At 50.6% G+C, this 17,976-nt stretch carries 11 protein-coding genes and 1 pseudogene; 4 read left to right on the plus strand and 8 right to left on the minus strand.

Features of this window, described 5'->3' with window-relative positions; genetic code table 11:
• Window positions 1-17 precede the first annotated feature (17 nt).
• Window positions 18-1,487 carry an MFS transporter gene (locus ACFPYJ_RS01380; protein ID WP_379186242.1) on the minus strand — a complete coding sequence of 490 codons (1,470 nt, stop codon included), beginning with the start codon at window positions 1,485-1,487 and terminating at the stop codon, window positions 18-20.
• A 265-nt stretch (window positions 1,488-1,752) separates the two neighbouring features.
• Here ACFPYJ_RS01380 and ACFPYJ_RS01385 point away from each other — a divergent pair, with 265 nt between their 5' ends.
• Complete coding sequence (locus ACFPYJ_RS01385) at window positions 1,753-2,985, plus strand: aminopeptidase (RefSeq protein WP_379186243.1); 1,233 nt, start codon at window positions 1,753-1,755, stop codon at window positions 2,983-2,985.
• A 144-nt stretch (window positions 2,986-3,129) separates the two neighbouring features.
• Here the strand turns inward: ACFPYJ_RS01385 and ACFPYJ_RS01390 are convergent, their stop codons facing one another.
• Entirely contained in the window at window positions 3,130-4,278 is a 1,149-nt protein-coding gene (locus ACFPYJ_RS01390) for an enolase C-terminal domain-like protein (protein WP_379186244.1), read from the minus strand.
• The gene (locus ACFPYJ_RS01395; protein WP_379186245.1) at window positions 4,278-5,156 is read right to left on the minus strand and encodes an NAD-dependent epimerase/dehydratase family protein; all 879 of its coding nucleotides are present in this window, start codon (window positions 5,154-5,156) and stop codon (window positions 4,278-4,280) included. Before ACFPYJ_RS01395 ends, ACFPYJ_RS01390 begins: the two co-directional genes overlap by 1 nt.
• A 178-nt stretch (window positions 5,157-5,334) precedes the next feature.
• Here ACFPYJ_RS01395 and ACFPYJ_RS01400 point away from each other — a divergent pair.
• Window positions 5,335-5,468: pseudogene (locus ACFPYJ_RS01400) on the plus strand (IS110 family RNA-guided transposase); the annotation flags it as partial.
• A 263-nt stretch (window positions 5,469-5,731) separates the two neighbouring features.
• A complete protein-coding gene (locus tag ACFPYJ_RS01405) occupies window positions 5,732-6,343 on the plus strand; it encodes a DUF1349 domain-containing protein (RefSeq protein ID WP_379186246.1) in 612 nt (203 codons plus the stop codon).
• A gap of 1,131 nt (window positions 6,344-7,474) precedes the next feature.
• Here ACFPYJ_RS01405 and ACFPYJ_RS01410 read toward each other — a convergent pair.
• The 5 genes from ACFPYJ_RS01410 to ACFPYJ_RS01430 form a co-directional block, all read right to left on the minus strand.
• On the minus strand, window positions 7,475-9,856 hold the full coding sequence (locus ACFPYJ_RS01410) for a X2-like carbohydrate binding domain-containing protein (RefSeq protein ID WP_379186247.1): 2,382 nt from the start codon (window positions 9,854-9,856) through the stop codon (window positions 7,475-7,477).
• A 910-nt stretch (window positions 9,857-10,766) separates the two neighbouring features.
• Window positions 10,767-12,227 carry an arylsulfatase gene (locus ACFPYJ_RS01415; RefSeq protein ID WP_379186248.1) on the minus strand — a complete coding sequence of 487 codons (1,461 nt, stop codon included), beginning with the start codon at window positions 12,225-12,227 and terminating at the stop codon, window positions 10,767-10,769.
• Between the two features lie 19 nt (window positions 12,228-12,246).
• The gene (locus ACFPYJ_RS01420; protein ID WP_379186249.1) at window positions 12,247-12,420 is read right to left on the minus strand and encodes a hypothetical protein; all 174 of its coding nucleotides are present in this window, start codon (window positions 12,418-12,420) and stop codon (window positions 12,247-12,249) included.
• 645 nt (window positions 12,421-13,065) lie between these two features.
• Window positions 13,066-14,424 (minus strand): cytochrome P450, encoded by a 1,359-nt coding sequence (locus ACFPYJ_RS01425; protein ID WP_379186250.1) that lies wholly within the window; start codon window positions 14,422-14,424, stop codon window positions 13,066-13,068.
• A 303-nt stretch (window positions 14,425-14,727) separates the two neighbouring features.
• Window positions 14,728-17,088 (minus strand): S-layer homology domain-containing protein, encoded by a 2,361-nt coding sequence (locus tag ACFPYJ_RS01430; protein WP_379186251.1) that lies wholly within the window; start codon window positions 17,086-17,088, stop codon window positions 14,728-14,730.
• A 202-nt stretch (window positions 17,089-17,290) separates the two neighbouring features.
• Between ACFPYJ_RS01430 and ACFPYJ_RS01435 the strand changes: the two genes are divergently transcribed.
• A complete protein-coding gene (locus tag ACFPYJ_RS01435) occupies window positions 17,291-17,875 on the plus strand; it encodes a type 1 glutamine amidotransferase family protein (protein WP_379186252.1) in 585 nt (194 codons plus the stop codon).
• The last annotated feature ends 101 nt before the right edge of the window (window positions 17,876-17,976 follow it).

Genomic DNA, 17,976 nt, shown 5'->3' on the forward strand with positions numbered 1-17,976 from the left:
TGCCCGCCATGTATGATCTACTGCGGCGTTACTCCGTTCACACCCGCCTCATGCTTTACCGTGCGGCCAGCCCGCATAATTGACAGGAAGCAAGCAGCGACCATCAATGCAGCCATAACCCAGAACACAGTATGAAGACCCGTAATAAATCCGGACAATGACTGCTCCGGGTTCTCCAGCCCGACCTGCGTCCCGGAGAAAATCGCCAGCATCGCTTCTCTTGGAATGCTCTGTGTGACAAGCGGGATGGTGAAAGCGACGCTCAGCATCATGCCAAGGTTTGCGGTGAGCGAACGGATACCGGACGCCTCGCCGCGGTACTTGGGTCCTGCCGCATTCATGATGCTGCTGGAATTAGGCGAGTTGAACAAGCCCGAGCCGATACTGATCAGCGTCATCCAGAAGGCGAGCTGCCAGTAGGGTGTATGAAGCCCCGTATCCATAGCCAAACCGACAAGCCCGATAAAGCTGAAGATAATGCCTGCTGTTGCCGGTGTTGTTTCTCCGTACCGGTCGCCAAGCCATCCTGCAAGCGGGGAGAAGATCAGCATGCCCGCTGCCAGAGGAATGGTCAAAATCCCCGCCATCAGCGCATCGTAGGAGAGCGCTCCTTGGAAATAGAAGATCAGCATGAACATCACCGCCATCCTCGCCAATCCGTTTAACGTAGCGGTCACGATACCGAGCGAGAAAACGATATTTTTGAACAAAGGCAGATGCAGCAAGGCGGAAGGATGACCATTCTCCACCCGAAGGAAAAGAGGAAAAGCAATAACGAACGCCAGAAACGAAATATACACGACCGGTGAATTCCACTGTTGAATCGGCCCCCATGTTAATCCGAGCAGCAGCCCTGTCATGAAGATGACGTAGAGGACGGAGCCGAGCATATCGAATTTCTTCGTTTCACCTGCCCGCTTCACATCCTTCATGCCCATCGCCCACATCCCCCATAGAATGGCAATGACGCCAAACGGAATGTTGAACCAGAAGGTCCATTCCCAGCCGTATGCCGTTGTCAGCCAGCCGCCAAGCACAGGCCCGATAATCTGACCGACAGCCACGACCATAATATTGATGCCGAGCGCCCGCCCGAGCTCTTCCCTCGGGAAAGCATCGGCCACGATGGCTGTACTGTTGGCCATAACCATAGCTCCGCCGATACCCTGCAGAACCCGGAATAAGATCAGCATCGGCGCATTCGGCGCGAAGCCCGACGTAAAGGAGAAAATCGTAAACACGATCAGCCCGAACATATACAGCCGTTTGCGGCCGAAACGGTCCGCAAGACTTCCCGCCATGAGCACCGCTACGGTTTGCGCAACCATGTACGCGAGCATGATCCACATCGCCTGCAGCAGTGAGGCGTGCAGCCCTGTAATTAAATCCGGCAGCGCAATAATAAGCGTGCTAAAGTTAAGCGCAGACAACAGCGCACCTAGACTCGTTACGGATAACGTCATCCATTTGCGGTTAACAGTATTCATTTCTCTCCCTACCTCCAACTGCCTATTTTGTACAGCTCTCTATACAGCTATTATATAACTTAGCTTATCATTTATATGAAAATTTTTATATATAAAATATTTTTTTGCTCCGATTCGATATTCGCCGCAAAGTTGTTTAGAATAGAGGGGACGGTGGATCAGGCCATGCCGCGCAAAAACTTAGGTTGATGCTTTCGAAGCGAGTTTTTAGCTCGCAAGGAAGTATTTCAAGGTGATTCGCTAAAAACTTTTAGGAGGCGTACATATGTCAAATTTCAAGCAAAAGCTGGAGCAATACGCTGAGCTGATTGTTAAAGTCGGCGTGAATGTGCAGCCAGGGCAAGAGGTTTACATTACCAGCGCAATCGAGATGGCCCCATTGGCCAGACTCATTGCTGCCCGGTCCTATGATGCCGGCGCAAGCAACGTTCATGTCGATTGGACAGATGAAGCTCTCTCCCGTCTCAAATATGAAAAAGCAGCGGATGCGATTTTTACGTCATTCCCTGAATGGGAATCAGCCAAACGCAACTCCTTCGTAGAGCGCGGCGCTGCTTTCATTGCACTCATTTCTCCTAATCCAAGCTTGCTCAAGGGCATCGATCCGCAGCGCATCAGCAATTTTCAGAAGGCATCCGGTCAGGCCTTAGCGGAATACCGGCGTGCGATTCAATCCGATAAAGTGGCCTGGACCGTTGTAGCTGCTTCCTCCAAAGAATGGGCGACGGTGGTATTCCCGGGTATATCTGATGAAGAGGCGGTCGCTAAGCTGTGGGACGCTATATTCGAAACGGTCAGACTGCATACAGACAATCCGGTAGAAGAGTGGGCTGCGCATAATGCCAATCTTCACGCCAAGGTGGATATTCTCAACGCGAAGCATTTCCGCAAGCTGCACTACCGTGCTCCAGGCACTGATCTTACGGTTGGGCTGCCGGACAAACATCTGTGGGTGGGCGCATCCAGTACAACTAAGGACGGGATCGCCTTCATGGCGAATATGCCGACAGAAGAGGTATTCACCGTTCCGCAGCGCGATGGCGTAAACGGCTATGTCTCCAGCACGAAGCCGCTTAGCTACGGCGGTAATATCATCGACCGTTTCAAGCTGACCTTCGAGACAGGCCGTATTGTGAAGGTGGAGGCAGAAGAAGGCGAGGAAATTCTGAAGCGTCTGGTGGAAACGGACGAGGGCTCGCATTACCTGGGCGAAGTTGCACTTGTCCCGCATGAATCGCCAATTTCGCAATCGAACATCTTGTTCTACAATACCCTGTTTGATGAGAATGCCTCGAACCATTTTGCCATTGGAAGCGGTTATGCCTTTAATGTGGAAGGCGGCAAAACGATGACGCCCGAGGAGCTTATCGCAAACGGCGTCAACTCCAGCATTACACATGTTGATTTCATGATCGGTTCCGCCGAAATGGACATCGACGGCATCCTGGATGACGGTACAATCGTACCGATCTACCGCCAAGGCAACTGGGCGATCTAAGAGCGGCTCCCGTTCGTATACGGAATATCATCCTTAAGCAGCGGTCCGAGCTTCATCACGCAGCACAAAGAGCCTTCCTGCAGCAGCGATCGACTGCTTACAGGAAGGCTCTTTCTCTACTGCGAACTTGAGGCGTCAAGCCCCTTACACGGACCAGCCGCCCTGCTTCACTCGGCTCGCAAACAGCTCCGCATCAAAGTCGATGCCAAAGCCCGCTTTATTCGGAACATAAAACAGTCCATCCTTCACCTCGTAAGCCGAGACATCCATTCCGGCTATGGCGATCTCATCGTATTCCACGAACTGAAATCCTTTAATGGCTGCTGCCAGATGGCCGGAGGCATAAATGCCGTATGCATTGCCGTAACAGTGCGGCGCACTGAATAATCCGTGACTGTCCAGCTTGGCACCTAATTCGAGCCAGTGGGTAAATCCGGGGTGAATAATATCGTATTGCAGCACATCCACGTTACCTCTGATCGCCCAATCAACCAGATAAGGGGAGGCAAGACCTTCCCCGTCTGCAATGAGCACCTTGGAGCTCCGTTCATTCAGCCATGCCCGCAGATCACTGTAGAGCGCCTCATCTTCATGAAACATCTCCTCGATCCAGTACAGGTTAACGTCGGAAAGCGCAGCCAGCACATCCTTCGTCAGATTGAGGTTATAGCCGTTATTTGCATCAATCATGATTTTGCCTTCGGGACCCGCCACTTCCTGCACGCCCCACACGATCGCGATATCCCGCTTCGTCCCTTCCCATACAGGCATATAGCGGTTTCCGCGGCCGACTTTAATCTTGAAGTTCCGATGTCCTTTGACGAAGCCTTGTCTTGCTTCCTCCTGCATCAATGCGACAGCATCCTTCTCATTATCCAGATGAAGATCATCGAAATACAGCGAAGTATCATAACAAGGTACAGTCTGCGGCTCACCCGTCGCCCGGCCGTCCCTGGCTGCGAGCTCATAAACCGGCTGATTCCATCTCTTGCCGAGGAAGTCCAGCAGCGGGTATTCAAGGAGCAGCCGGTAAGGCTCAAGCAGCAATCCATTCTCGTCAAACAGCTCGCTTACCGTCCTGCCGATCAGGCCCTTCGCCCGATCCTCCGAGAGAAAGGAAACTCCATAGCCCGCTTCGCCATCAATAGTAACGCGTGCAATATCTACTGCGCAGTTCTTGCCATGCACGCCGATTCTGGCATTCGCACCTGCAATACGGGCGCGCTCCCCTGTCAGTCTGGCAAATTCGATACGCTCAATCTTCCAACTCGGATCTATTCTTGAACGATCCATTATTTCTGCACCTCCGGAAGTTCTGATGGGATGAATAACTCATGCACGTCAAGCCCTTGTTCGTCCCGGAGCTTCAAATCACACAGAAATTCAATAAAGCCGATGCGCGGCTTCCAATCCAGCAGCCTTTCCGCTTCGGAGAGATCATGCTGCTCCACTTGATTGGGGAGGACAAGTTTATATTTCTCAATGAGCGCCTGGGCACCCTCTACCTGAGACTCACACCAGGCAGGTCCCTTATTGCGAAAATCCTTTACGACTTCACTCGGCATTCCGTGATTGGTGTGGATAACGGTCTGGAAGAGTTCAAACCTCCGATCGAGCGCCGCGCGGATAGCCGCGACCGTCGCTGCCGCAACATCACGCCGATCGATCCCGTTCTGAAGCAAACGCGATCCGAATTCCAGATACGGCCTCGGAATAAATTCATGGTATCTCAGCATGGCAATCGAAGCGCCCGTCATATTCTGATAGGTTTTGCACAGATCTTCACCGATTACTTTAGTGACCCCATAGACGGACCACCAGCCATATGCCATTGAGGAAGCGTATACAATTGCCTTCACGCCTTCCTGCCTGCAAGCCTCCAGCACGTTATACGTCCCATCCACATTTACAGCAAAAATCGTGTCATCACTGACCGGTGGATTATGGGCGCAGTGCCAAGCCGCCAAATGGATGACCCCGTCCATACCTTTAACCGCCTGCCGTACGTCCGATACCGTACGCGTATCGCAGCGAACAAACTCAAGCGTCTTCAAATCCTCCGCCGAAGACGGCATGACATCCGCCATTCTTACATCATAGCCAGCCTGTTTGAGCGCTCTGCATACCGCTTGGCCTCCGTTACCGGAAGCACCTGTCACTAGAATTCTCATAAAATCGCCTCAGCTCCAAACGAATGAATTCGTATCTGCTCTTTGCAGGCAGTATCTTCTAGAATAGGTTCTTGGTTTACCACCATATTCCTGCACAGAGCTTGAAAAATGAGGAAGGTTTAATTGGGAAGGCGGTTTTGGGGGTTGGGGTTGGACACAGGACAAGCAAAATCAACTCATTGAAAACATTACCGTTTCTCACTTAGTCGTCGCGTAGATATCGCCTAGGAAGTTCATGTGGCCCGCGCCGTCAGCTTTCGAGGCATTGCTTTGGGAACTCCGCTCGAGTTCGGTAATCATCGTGAAGGGTTCTCCGTCCCTCGGTTGATTAGCCTTACATCTCCTTGTCAAAAGCAGTTTGGTGGAAACAAGGGTATGAGGCAGCTCACGCCGAATTCATATATCGGAGAATACCGGCCAAAATCCGTGTACGGCGAGGAAGGAGATTGTGATTCCGATACCTTTATTGTTCGGTCCATATGGAAACGGGTGAGCTGCCTGTCCGGACAAAGCCCTCGCGTTCAGGCATTCGGTTGAGACGATCCGGAATCTTTGCAGAAATGAGGAGGCATAATATGAATCTTTTTGAACAATGCCGGCAAGGCCGGCAATTAGCACCAGGCTTTCAGTGGATGAATCAACCTGAATCCTGGGAATTCGACGGTGACGGCAGGCTGACGATAATTGCGCCTCCTTTGGCGGATTACTTCCGCGATCCGAATGGAGGAAGTCCGAGAAACTCGGCTCCGTACCTTTACACCGTGCTCAAGGGTGATTTTACCGTATCGGCCCGGGTCGAGGTTGATATGGTCGAAGATTTCGATTCCGCTTGTATGATGATTATGGTCGATGAAGAAAACTGGGCAAAGCTATGCTTTGAATATCCAAATAAAATTCCGACGATGGTCAGTGTAGTGACCAAAGGCACTTCGGACGACTGTAACTCCGAGAAAGTCAGTGAGAAGAAGCCTTACTTGAGAGTGACCAGATTCGGGAATTGCTTCGCCTTCTTTTATTCAGTGGATGGAACATCGTGGACTCTGGTGAGGTATTTCCGTATGGAGGCTCCGGCAGAAATCAAGGTTGGCGTTGTAGCGCAGTCCCCCGCGGGCAACGGCTGCAGAACGTCATTTGATTACCTCGAATATTCCCAGGAACCGGTGACAAATTTGAGATCGGGGGAATGAATAAAATCCAATCCCCCGGATGAAGGCGCCGCCTTCAAACCGGGGGATTTCAATAAGAGACTCTTTATTGGGACAACTTTACATACTCCGCGTCCCGGATGAGCTTATCCGCCATAGGATTACCAGACTCTCCTTGCGATTCTAGAACGCGCAAGGAGTTTAGAGGTACTCAAAAAAGGCTAGATAAAGCGTTAAAAATGGATGCTAATGGTAACCTAGCACATTGGATAATAAGAAAAAAAGCCCACATCGAGTTTTCAGCTTTTGTCCGATCAATCGGTGATACGATTATTCGCAATGGGAAATAAATTGAAAGGCCGACTGCTGCTTGCAATCGGCTTTAATTTTACAATAAGAAAACTTGCCGTTACCGTTACTTATGGTAAGGTTCACCGTAACACTCTAACTGCGAAAAAATAGAAAAAGGATGCTATATGTAAGCATCCTTTTTTGGTTGTCCCCAGAATTTCCCTTTAAGCAAATTCTACTTGGGAAGCCTTCATTAGTGTGTTTCATTTGAGGAATGAGTTTTACGCATATTCTTTTCAACAATTGATAGTTGAATAGGTTTAGCCTAAAATTCATATTTGAAAAACCTAAATTATAATAATACCTACACAACAATTAGCACATTCCACTCCACCGGGAGTCTAAGGCTATTTTCATCCGAAAAGTATGGTGCTAAATACGGTTATTTCTAAAAATACCCAATCCTTTTTGGATTATTTGCAATGCATTTTGATGTGTTGTTCTGCCAATGCGGTATAACCGCGTGATTTTGCACAAGTTTTTTTGTTTGGTCACTTGAAAATTTCTCCAATTTTGGGTGAAGTCCCTTTTTTATGCCTGAAAATCCTTGCGTATCAAGGGCTTAGGTTAATGCAAAATGCTCAGATAAATAACTTATCTTATGTAATGAAAAAACCGTTCTCCTTTTTAGGGGAGAACGGCGTAAAGGGGACGGTAAGCCGGATAGCCTCCTTCTCTATCGTGAATTCGGTATTGGCGAACTTCATCCTATTCATCCGGAATGAAGATCGTCATCGCGGTCTCGCCAGCCGCCGGAATTGTCGGAACAGCCAGCGCGCCGTTGCCACCCGACTACTGCGAAGACGAACTCGTCCCGGAGCTTTATGAAACGATGAATTTCAGCATGTCCGCAATCATCAACTCGCCCGATTTTTTGACAACCCTGATTGTATGGCTGCTGTTTTTCAGTTTGGAGACGCTGAACAGACTTTGCTGCACGCTGCGGGTTTGGCTATAGGCGTTCACCGTCGCCTTCCGCGCGCCGTCGATATAGATGTCCATCTCGCCGAGATTAGGACCTTTCGGCGCAATCACGTCAATGCCGGTTCCGGTAAAGGTATATTCGTAATAATCGCCGTTCGCTGCTGCAGCATGCACGTCGTTCTGGTAGTCGCCTTTGAAGACGAAAGTCAGCCGGGTCGTTCCCGCTGGCTGTGCCGCCAGGTATTCCTTCTTGATCGTCACCGCATTGCCGTTAATCGAATAATCGATTCCGTTAGTAAGCGCCGCGCTGCCGTTAGTTATTCCGCCCAGATTGCCGATGTTCCCCAAGACGTTAACCGTCAGATCAGCTTGGGTGGACTTGTCGAACTCGGCGGCGCTGACATTAATCAGATCGGGCAGCTGAACCTTGAGCGCATCCAGCAGCATGAAAGTTCCCGATTTTTTCACGGCTTTGATCGTATGGAAGCCGTCAGATAGGCCGGATACCTTGTAAATGGCCTGCTGGGCCGACCGCTGGGCGGCAAAGGTGTTGACGGTTTGCTGGAACTGCCCGTCGAGATAAATGTCCACATCGCCCTGGGAAGGATCGAGCTCCGTAATATACTGGATGCCGGTTCCTTTAAAGGTGTATTCTAAATATTCGCCGTTGTTCTCCGAATAGTGCACATCGTCGAAGTAATCGCCGAAGCTGCGACCGCTGTTGCGCGACCATCCGTTCGAATATATGATGCCGGAATCGTCGTCGTTCAGCATCAGATAGCGGTCCGATGCTGTCGCGTTCTGCGCCGAACCGTCAACAATCGCAACCGACAAATCCTGCTTGTCAGCCATCTGCTCGCTGCCGCCGTTGCGTGTCCAGCTGCCGGTATATTTCATTCCCGATTCATCATCGTTCACGCTTGCTTTGCCGTTCTTGGCCGTTATCTTGAACAAGCGCGAAGCATGCGGCTCAAGAATGATATTCTTAAGGCCGGTTGCGTTGCTGTCCAATTTTTTGCGGCTCCACAAATCGCGGACCGCTGCCTTTCCCTCCAAGCCGATATCGCTGAAGTTGACATTCATTGCGGCAGGCTTATTGTCAAGATTGAATAACGCCACATTGAAGGTGCCGTCGCCGTTATTGGAATACCAGACCTGCTGGTTCGTCGTAATGGACAACGGGTGTGCCGGCCGGCCCGCCTGATTGACCGCAATAACTTCCGGATTGGTCAGAAGGCTTAGCCCGTAGTCATCGAGATTCGTCATATCGTTGCCGATGTAAAGCTGGGCCGCGGAGACGGCCCAGAAGGTCATCGCAGTCCTGCGCTCGTCTTTGGTGAGCCCGTCCATTGATCCATTCCCGATATTCAGGGAATCGAAGTCGTTCCAGCCGCCGGGTCCAGCGTCCCGCCACCACAGCGCCGCGTCGGGGAACAGCCTGGCGATGTTTTCCCATTTGGTCAGGGTCGTTCCGGGTCCGCTGTAGCTCTCGATGTCCCACTCGATGCGCCAGCCGTTGGCGTATTTCTTCCAGGTGTCCGCGTAATTGTGATCGAGCGCCCACGACAGCTCAAGCCAAATATGATACGGCTTCAACGACTCCGACATGGCCGCTACTTCGTCGCGCGCGTCAATGGCCGTATTGTTGTGGCCCGATCCGGGAGTGACGCTGTCGAATTTCAGAAAGTCGATGCCCCATTTGCCGAATTGGTCGGCGACGGACTTGATATACTCCTTTGCGCCCGGCTTCGAAAAATCGATTTTATAATTGATGCCCCAATAATCGGCCGTCGTGAGCGGCAGCTGCACGATATCCTGCGCATGGTAAGGCGTCCCGTAGATCGGCAGGTTTTTGTCGTATACCTCTTTCGATAAGCCCGGTATCGTATAGAGACCGATCTTCTGTCCATTGTGATGGACGTAATCGATCACTTCCTGGATTCCTTTCGGATACAGCGATTCCTTGGGCTGCGGCCTGCCGTATTCATCGAAACCGCCGTTCCAGCCGGCGTCGATGTTTATGTAATTGTAGCCGTAAGGCTGCAGCTTCTGATGCATGGCATCGGATTGCGCCTTGACCCTGTCGGCCGTAACCCAATCGATTCCGTTCTCATTGTAGACCTGCAGGCTGTAGCTGCTCCAGCCCATCAACGGCTTCTGGGCAAGGCCGTTGTCGGCGGCTTCCGCCACATTGCTCTTCGGCGGAATCAAACCTATCGGCGCAATGACTAATGCCGCCAGCAGCAGACTCAGACACAACGTTCTCATTCCTTGTTTCAAATCCCAACAACTCCTTTAAATTTGAAATAAATTCCACGGCGTTGACAACCGCGCGCTAACAATTGTACTCCGACATTCCAATAAAAACGTTTTCACAAAACCTCTAAGTTTGACGCTTTGACGGGTTACAACCCTATCCCCCTCTCGTTTGGACGTAGCCTTTTACAAGCCTTTTGCAGCCTGACAGGTCTCCCGCTTTGATAGCGCTTACCGTCACTCATAATAGTACAATTTGTCAGGAAAACGATAGGTACATTTCGTCTTTTAACGTACAAATCTCCAAAATTCCATGGAACATTTAGGCAGGTTGACGTACAAATACCGTGATTTCAAATGTTTCAGACATTTTATAAAAAAACGCTCTTGCAACTCATGCAGGAGCCGAAACCGATGAAACGGGCACTTCATAGAATAGAATGACAGATGATTTGAAACGGACAGGAAGAGAAGGTCGATGACACATGACCTGGTATCGGAAGCTTTGTTATCCATGGGGTCCGGCCAACATTTTAACGAAATTATACGTTAAGGGCGTTTTGACGTATGAAGAGCGGACTGCCCCTACTCTACCTTGGTTACAAGTAATTCTACCTGTCTTTTACGTGACTCAAAAATTGATTATTAAATGAGCAAACTAATACTCAATAGCTAAATTTTAGGATGTGGCTCCAATTTAACACTTTGTGCATTGTGTTAAGTTTAATGTTTAACACGTTCCCATCCTACTCTTCAGCTCACGCCGAATTCATATATCGGAGAAAAGCGCCCATCCTTTACATAAAAATAGCCCAGTCCTCGTAAGGAAGATGGGCCTGATAACTTAATATCAAAATATTAAGGCTATTCTTTTGGAATCACCATTATTTGTGCCTACGTATAATTATATTGGATATTTTAATTTCTATATCCTCTAATTCTCACATGTATCCAGCCTCTCTCTGTATTTTGGTGAAATCAGGTAAGGCTTGCCGGATTGATTAACCAGCCGGTCGCCCTCTGTCAAGCCGGAGTCGCGGGTAGACAATTCTGCTACCAATCGGGCTCGCCATTTTTGAAGTTCTTGTGAATAATCTTTACTGTCCACAAAATTTATTGTTTCGTCTCTGCCGTTGGTAAGATTAAATAACTGCTCTGTTCCTATCCGCGGGAACCATATATACTTCCATTTCCCGTCCGTCAAATATTGCATTTCCTGCTCTTCCGAATAGCAGGTGCTATGTTCGCCGTGAATATAACTCCGCTCCGTCTTTTCTCCCCTAATGAGTCCGAGCAAGCTTACTCCGTCAACGGTTTCGGGAATTTCCGCACCCACGGCTTCCAATATGGTCGGCATAATATCCTGCAGCAGAACAGGAGCGTCAATCCGTTTGCAAGAGGGTTTCCCTAATGATTTGGGCAGCCGTACAATCATCGGAATATGCGCGGATCCCTCATAAGCGTATGTTTTTCTCCACAAATTGTGATCCCCGAGCATGTCGCCATGATCGGAAGTAAAAATAATCAGGGTGTTCTCCAATTCCCCGATTTTTTCCAGGTAAAACAACAATCGGCCGATTTGGAGGTCGATATGATGAATGGACCCGTAATACCCGGCTCTTGCGCGCCGAATTTCTTCCTGACTCCTTACCCCTCTCCAGGCGTTCGGTTTGGCCGCATCTTCCGGCACATCGTGGATGCCGGCCCAATCGCCGACATCGGGTTCTGGCAGTGATTTGTTCAAATACAAATCAAAATAAAAAGGTAAAGCATCGTAAGGGGAATGCGGCCGGGCAAACGACGTCATCAGGAAGAAAGGCTTGCTGGGATCACGGGTTTTCAAAGCTTCAATGGACTGATTGACGGTCCAATTGGTCGGATGCAAAAATTCGGGCGCATGGTATGGACGGGCCATCCAGGAGTTCCAATCGATCCCATGATCGACGATATCGTAATCGCCTGTTTTATTTCGATTAAACCACTGCCTGTAATCCGAGACGAACCCTGGCGCTTCTTCTCTTCCCGACTCGTCAAGCAGCGTACGGTGAAAACCGTTCAGCAACCGTTGAGGGTGGAAATGCATCTTGCCGATTCCCTGGGTATGATAACCGGCGTTGCTTAATTCGCCGGGCAGCGTGTGTTGAAAGCCCCCGCCCATCGGACCTTGCCCCTTGCCCATGCCGAGAATTCCCGTATTCCAAGGATGCATGCCAGTCATGATCGAGGCTCTTGCCGGCACACAAGATGGGCACGAGGTATAAGCGTTTTCGAACACAACCCCTTCGGATGCAAGCCAATCCAGATTGACCGTCTCGATTACAGAATTTCCGTAACATCCAAGGCTGTCCCAGCGTTGCTGATCGGTCATAATAAACAAAATATTTGGCTTTTTCAAGTTTCCAGCTCCTTCCTAACTAGTTCTTCAAACCCGTAATCGCAATTCCCTCGATAAAGTTGCGCTGAAAGAAAAAGAACGTCATAATCATCGGGACAATCGCCATGCAGGCTGCGGCCATCATGAGCGGGTAATCCGTGGAGAATTCCCCGACAAAGCTCGGGATCAGCACAATCTGCTGATCTTTTTCCATATTTTGATTATAACAGACATACAAACCATATATCTTTAGAGTTAGATCGATCTAAATTAGAAATTGACTGTTGAAGCCAACTACACACCCTAATTGACTAACTCATTCAATATATAGGTCCTTTAAAATCTTCTGTTGTTGTTGCCGCAGGCGCGGCAGAACTTCGACCCTATTTAATAGTTTAATATACAGGTCTTCCATTAAGGCGTGTCTACTAAATGGCCTACTTGCACTACTTGCACATGCAGCAGCTATACTGCATATTTCCACTTATTTTCGGTTATTTCTCCTTTTATCGGGGGCTATACTGCATATTTCCACTTAAAAATCTCATTTGAAGCTCATAATCGCTCCTATCTGCTCATTCTACTGCAATAATCCAGTATAGCTGCCACTTTTGGCCAAACTGCTTGTCTATACTGGATTAGATCCACTATAGACAAGACATTCTGGACTGCGAGCAACCTTACTGCATTCCGTTGGCCCTCCGAGCACACTCGATCAACTCCGTACCTGCATTCCGTTGTCTCTCCGAGCACACTCGATCAATTCCGCTCCTGCATTCCATTGTCTCTCCGGGCACACTCGATCAACTCCGCTCCTGCATTCCGTTGTCTCTCCGGGCACACTCGATCAATTCCGCGCTTAGTCTCGGGTCATTCTGCGATGAGGAATCATCCATCTGCCGTTCTTCACCCGCAGCGAGACTAGCGCTTCGGGTACCGCATCACCTTGCCCTGGGACAGAGGTGAATGTGAAGCGCTCCGCCAGCGTGCCGATAATAAGCACGGCTTCAAGCATTGCAAACTGCGATCCGATGCAGCCCCGCGAGCCTCCGCCGAATGGAAAATAAGCGAAGCGGGGCCATTCCGACAGCCCTGCATCAAAACGTTCCGGACGAAACGCTGCCGCATCCCCGAATACCTCGTCATTGCGGTGGATTGCGAAAGGACTGATAATGAAGCTGCTGTTCGCAGGAAAATGATCGCCAAGCATCTGCGTTTCCCGCTCCGATTCCCGAAGAATGGCCCAAGCCGGCGGATACAGCCGAAGGGTCTCCTGCACAACCTGCTTCGTGTAAGTCAGCTCCCTGAACCGCTCATAGGCGTCAAAATATTCTCCGTCTTGCCCTTCCTTAGCTGCACCTAAATGATCCAGCTCCAGATGAAGCCTGCGCTCTACGGCTGGTCCGCGCTCAAGCAGATACCAGGCCCATACAAGCGCATTCGCTGTCGTCTCATGCCCGGCCAGCAGCATCGTCATCATCTGGTCGCGGATCTCAACGTCAGCTATCGGCTCGCCTGATTCCTCCTTCGTATCCAGCAGCAGCCCCAGCAAGCTGTCGGCGTAATGCTCCGGCTCCCGCTTCGCTGCTGCAATGGCGTCGTAAACCATCGCCTCGAGCGTCCGAATAGCCCGTTTATGCGCCACATTCCCGGGAGTCGGTACCGCCATAGGGAGAATAATCGGCGAGAAAATCGTTTTGGCCGATTGCTTAATCGTCACGTCCACAGCGGCAGCCAGCTCAGCTTTATCCTCGTCCACCTCCGTCTTGAACATGCTCCGTGCAATAATGCCAAGCGTCAGCTGCATCATCGCATCATGCATCGCAACGGGTACGCCGTCCTCTAGTTTGTCCGCTAGCTTAAGCGTTTCCTCAACGACAATACCGGCATACGATTGAATCCGCTCTTTATAGAAAACAGGCGTCAGATAGCGTTTCTGATGACGATGGGTTTCCTGTTCGGATGTCAGCAGCCCATCACCGATCGTTCGGCTCAATACGCCGGAGCTTCGGCCTTTACGAAACTGGCTGTCCTGATGAACTAAGATTTCTTGTATAAAAGCAGGTGAATTCACGACAAAGGTAGGCCGAAACGAGCTCGTACGCAGCGATACGATATCCCCAATCGGGAATGCGTCCATCAGAAAGCCCAGCGGGTCCCGTTGGAACTTGAAGAAATTCGCGGCTCTTGACGTTGGTATTAAGGCGATGCGGGTCAAATAGTAGCCCTCCCTCTCCATTCATGATGGCTGATCCTTCCATCATAACCTTCCTCTCTCTGCATCTCAAACTTGCTCGCCCTTCGCTTACCGGATGCCCAAAACACACCCTTCTTTAGATCACATCTCGGAGTCGTTACCATGGTGGCAGCGGTCGACACCGCAAGTAAAAGCGCGACGATGCCTGATCTCTCAAGCACCGGCATCCTGTGTTTGTATTCACCGCTGCTCCGCGTAGAAGCCCTGCAGCAGCAAAAAGAGCGCCAAACTGCACTGGCGCTCTTCTTCTGGATTTACAGCCTGTTAATCATTCCTGAGCGGGGCCTCCTTGAGCGCTGCCCGTTCTGTAAGAAAACGGAAGAATGCCGCAGACGCTTCTGCCCTCGTCACTTGACGCTCAGGCAGGAAATTGCCGTCAGTCAGGCTCATAATATGGAGTCCGACTACAATAGCAGCCTGCCCCCTCTGCTTCACCTTTTTCAAATCCTTGAATGACGTATTGAATAGCTCATCATGCTCCGCAAGCGAATTATAGCCGAGCGCTCTGACGATCAGCTCCGCCATTTCCTCTCGGTTAACCTTGCCTTCCGGGTTAAAGGAACCATCGCCGATATCGATCAAATTCTGCTGAACCGCATCCTGCACATAGACGTAATAAGCTGAGGATGAGCTGACATCAGCAAAATCGGCTGCTGCTTGGTCACTTGCATACATAATCGGCGGGCGTCCGCTGTTCATAGCCAGAACGAGCATCTTAATAAGCTCGCCTCTTGTAACGATCTGGTTCGGCCGCACCTTGCCGTCTGCTACATCAAGCGCTTTGTAAGCGACCATGAGCTCAAGCTCCCGCTGCGCCCAGTGGCCCTCGACATCCATCGCTTTGGGCTTGACAAGTGTGGTGACATCTCCTGTCTCCGTGCTTCTCCATTGCCTAGTCTGTGCATCGAGAAGGACCGACTCATCCATCGGTTTGGGAACGAGACGGTAGACCAGCTTTGTTTTCGAGTCCACATCCCCCGCATCCCCCTGAAGCTCTCCTGATGCCAGCATCAGCTTATATTTCTCCGCAGGAACCGGCTCTCCGTTGATTTGGAAGGAAGTCTCGGTTACATAGGTCAGCTCCAGCTTATAAAAGTTCAACCAGGCGTCTACTGCCTGCTTCACACTAATGACCGGAGGTGTCTGAGCCGGATAATCAACGCCGGACACATTCACCCAATACTCGCGAACATCACCTGTCTGCGCATCAATATTCACTTGAATGCTGTCATTGTCTATGCGCGCGCCGTCTACGATGCGGTTAATCGCGATGGAATACTGGTTATTGCCGTTATTTTGCCGCTCGATCTCGATCTCGCTCGGCTGACGGACAAACAGCTGATTGGCCAGCCAGGGCAGCTGCTTCTTCACAAGCTCTACTGCTTTGGTCTTTGCTTCTTCGTATGTGATTCGCTTAGCGGCCGATGCGTCTGCGGCATTCTCTTGAAACCGGTAGGAGCTGTAGCTCCGGATCACGCCGGTGTCGCTGTCGATCGATGCATGAATGCTGCCGGCTTCCTTGTTCCCATCCTTTAGCTGCCAGCTGATATTCCAGGAAGAACTGGTCACTCCGCTGCTGTCATCCTTATATTCATTATAATTCGCATCAGACTGAACGGCGTCCTGAGGAATCGGGAAAGCATCCTTGATCGCCTGCGCCGCCTGCTCGCGGGTTAACGCTTTACCCGTTTGCGGCTTGCTGCCAAGCGGTTTGTCCGCAAGCGGCGAGGTCTCCCATTGATCCGAGGCCGAATTCGGCGATACCGCCAGTTCACCCGTTACCGCATCTAATGTAATCGGCGCCAAGGAATAGCCAAGTATCGGCTGGCGCGGCGCCTTCATTTGGTAAGGCGTCATATAGAACAGCACCGGCTTGGCAAGTGCTTGGATTTTCGCTGCCGCTTCCTCGAGCGACAGGGAAGGCTTCGTCTGTGTAAACACCAGTTTATCATTCCAGTTAATCTCATAACGAAGCACGCGGCCCTCGCTGTCCACATCCACATCAATGTAATTATCCATGTAGGCGATATCCCCGACCAATCGGTCAAATCGGAGAGAATGAACGACCTGACCATTGAGAGGCGGCTTCAAATCCTTGCCGTAGTCTTCGTCGAAACGAAGCTGATCCTTGTAGCCGGGTGATTGCTTGGCAATAAAGGACAGCGCCACTGTGCGTGCTGCGTCCCGGTTAACCTTAAGCGGATAGGACGGCTTCGCATTGGGCTCCTCCACCCTTGCCTGATAAGAGGTCAGCTGCCCGCTGTCTGCGTCAATGCTTACTTCAATACCGCCCTTTTGCTTGCCGTTCACCAGCTTCACGAACGATAGCCGCCATATATTCCGGATATTGTCGATTCCATTCATGCTGTTGTATAAATTAACATTCTGCAGCTTGTAATCATCCGGGATGCTGACATAACTGCGGGCAAGCGCTTCTGCTTTTGTTTTCGAAACCGATGCGTCTACGGGATTCCCCTCCTTCACGCTGCCTGCCGGCAGGTCGCCTGCACCAGCCGACGGACCCGGCGGTACCGCTGAATCGGCAAAAGCCGCACCTGGCATCGCTGCCGTCAATGCGACAGCCGCACATAATGTGACCAGCCAATGCCTGTTTCCTTTATTCATCTTCATTTGCCTCCCCCAAGAGATCCATGGATTTGTTCAACTATCAGGTTAAACGCATACACTCTGGTAAAAGTTGCATGTTTCCCGGCTGCTGCTAGCTTTAGTTGAAAATGTAGTGAAAACCAAGCTATCACTGACTGCAGCTGTCAGTGATATTGAGATAAGATAAGGTTATAGAGAAGCCCACTAGGAGGGATCAATCATGAAAAAAATCGTATTGATTGCACTAACGGACGGGTTTGCGGACTGGGAAGCCAGCTATGTAAGTGCAGAGATTAACGAGCCTGACACCGGTTATCAGGTGAAAACGATCGCTATTGATCAAGAACCCAAGACGTCGATGGGCGGCTTCCGGGTCCTGCCGGATTATACGCTGAATGACCTGCCGGAGGCCAGTCACGTGGCCATGCTCATTATTCCCGGAGGCACGGGGTGGAGAGCGGAGCATAATCAGCCATTCCGTTCACTCGTGGACCTTTGTTTAAGCCGTAATATCCCGGTTGCTGCAATATGCGACGCGACGACTTTCCTGGGTAATGGCGGGTTCCTCGACCACAATAAGCATACGGGCAATATGCTGGCTAATCTGAAGAGCGGCGCCCCTAACTATAAGGGCGACAGCTATTATGTGGAGGCGCAGTCCGTCAGCGACGGAAATCTCATTACCGCTAACGGAAGCGCAGCGGTCGAGTTCTCGAGACTTATTTTAGAGAAATTGGGCGTGTTGGAAGGCGACAGGCTGGAGGAATGGTATCGCGTGTTTAAGAACGGGTACTTGCCGGCGTGAGAATTACCTGCGGGGATCATGAATGAGTGATTGCCGGCTATTAGATTCAATGGATGACAATCTGGCTGGCTTATACTGCCTCTTCAGCTCAACAATCCCCT

This window comes from Paenibacillus solisilvae (assembly GCF_042656405.1).
GTDB classification, from domain to species: Bacteria; Bacillota; Bacilli; order Paenibacillales; family Paenibacillaceae; genus Paenibacillus_Z; species Paenibacillus_Z solisilvae.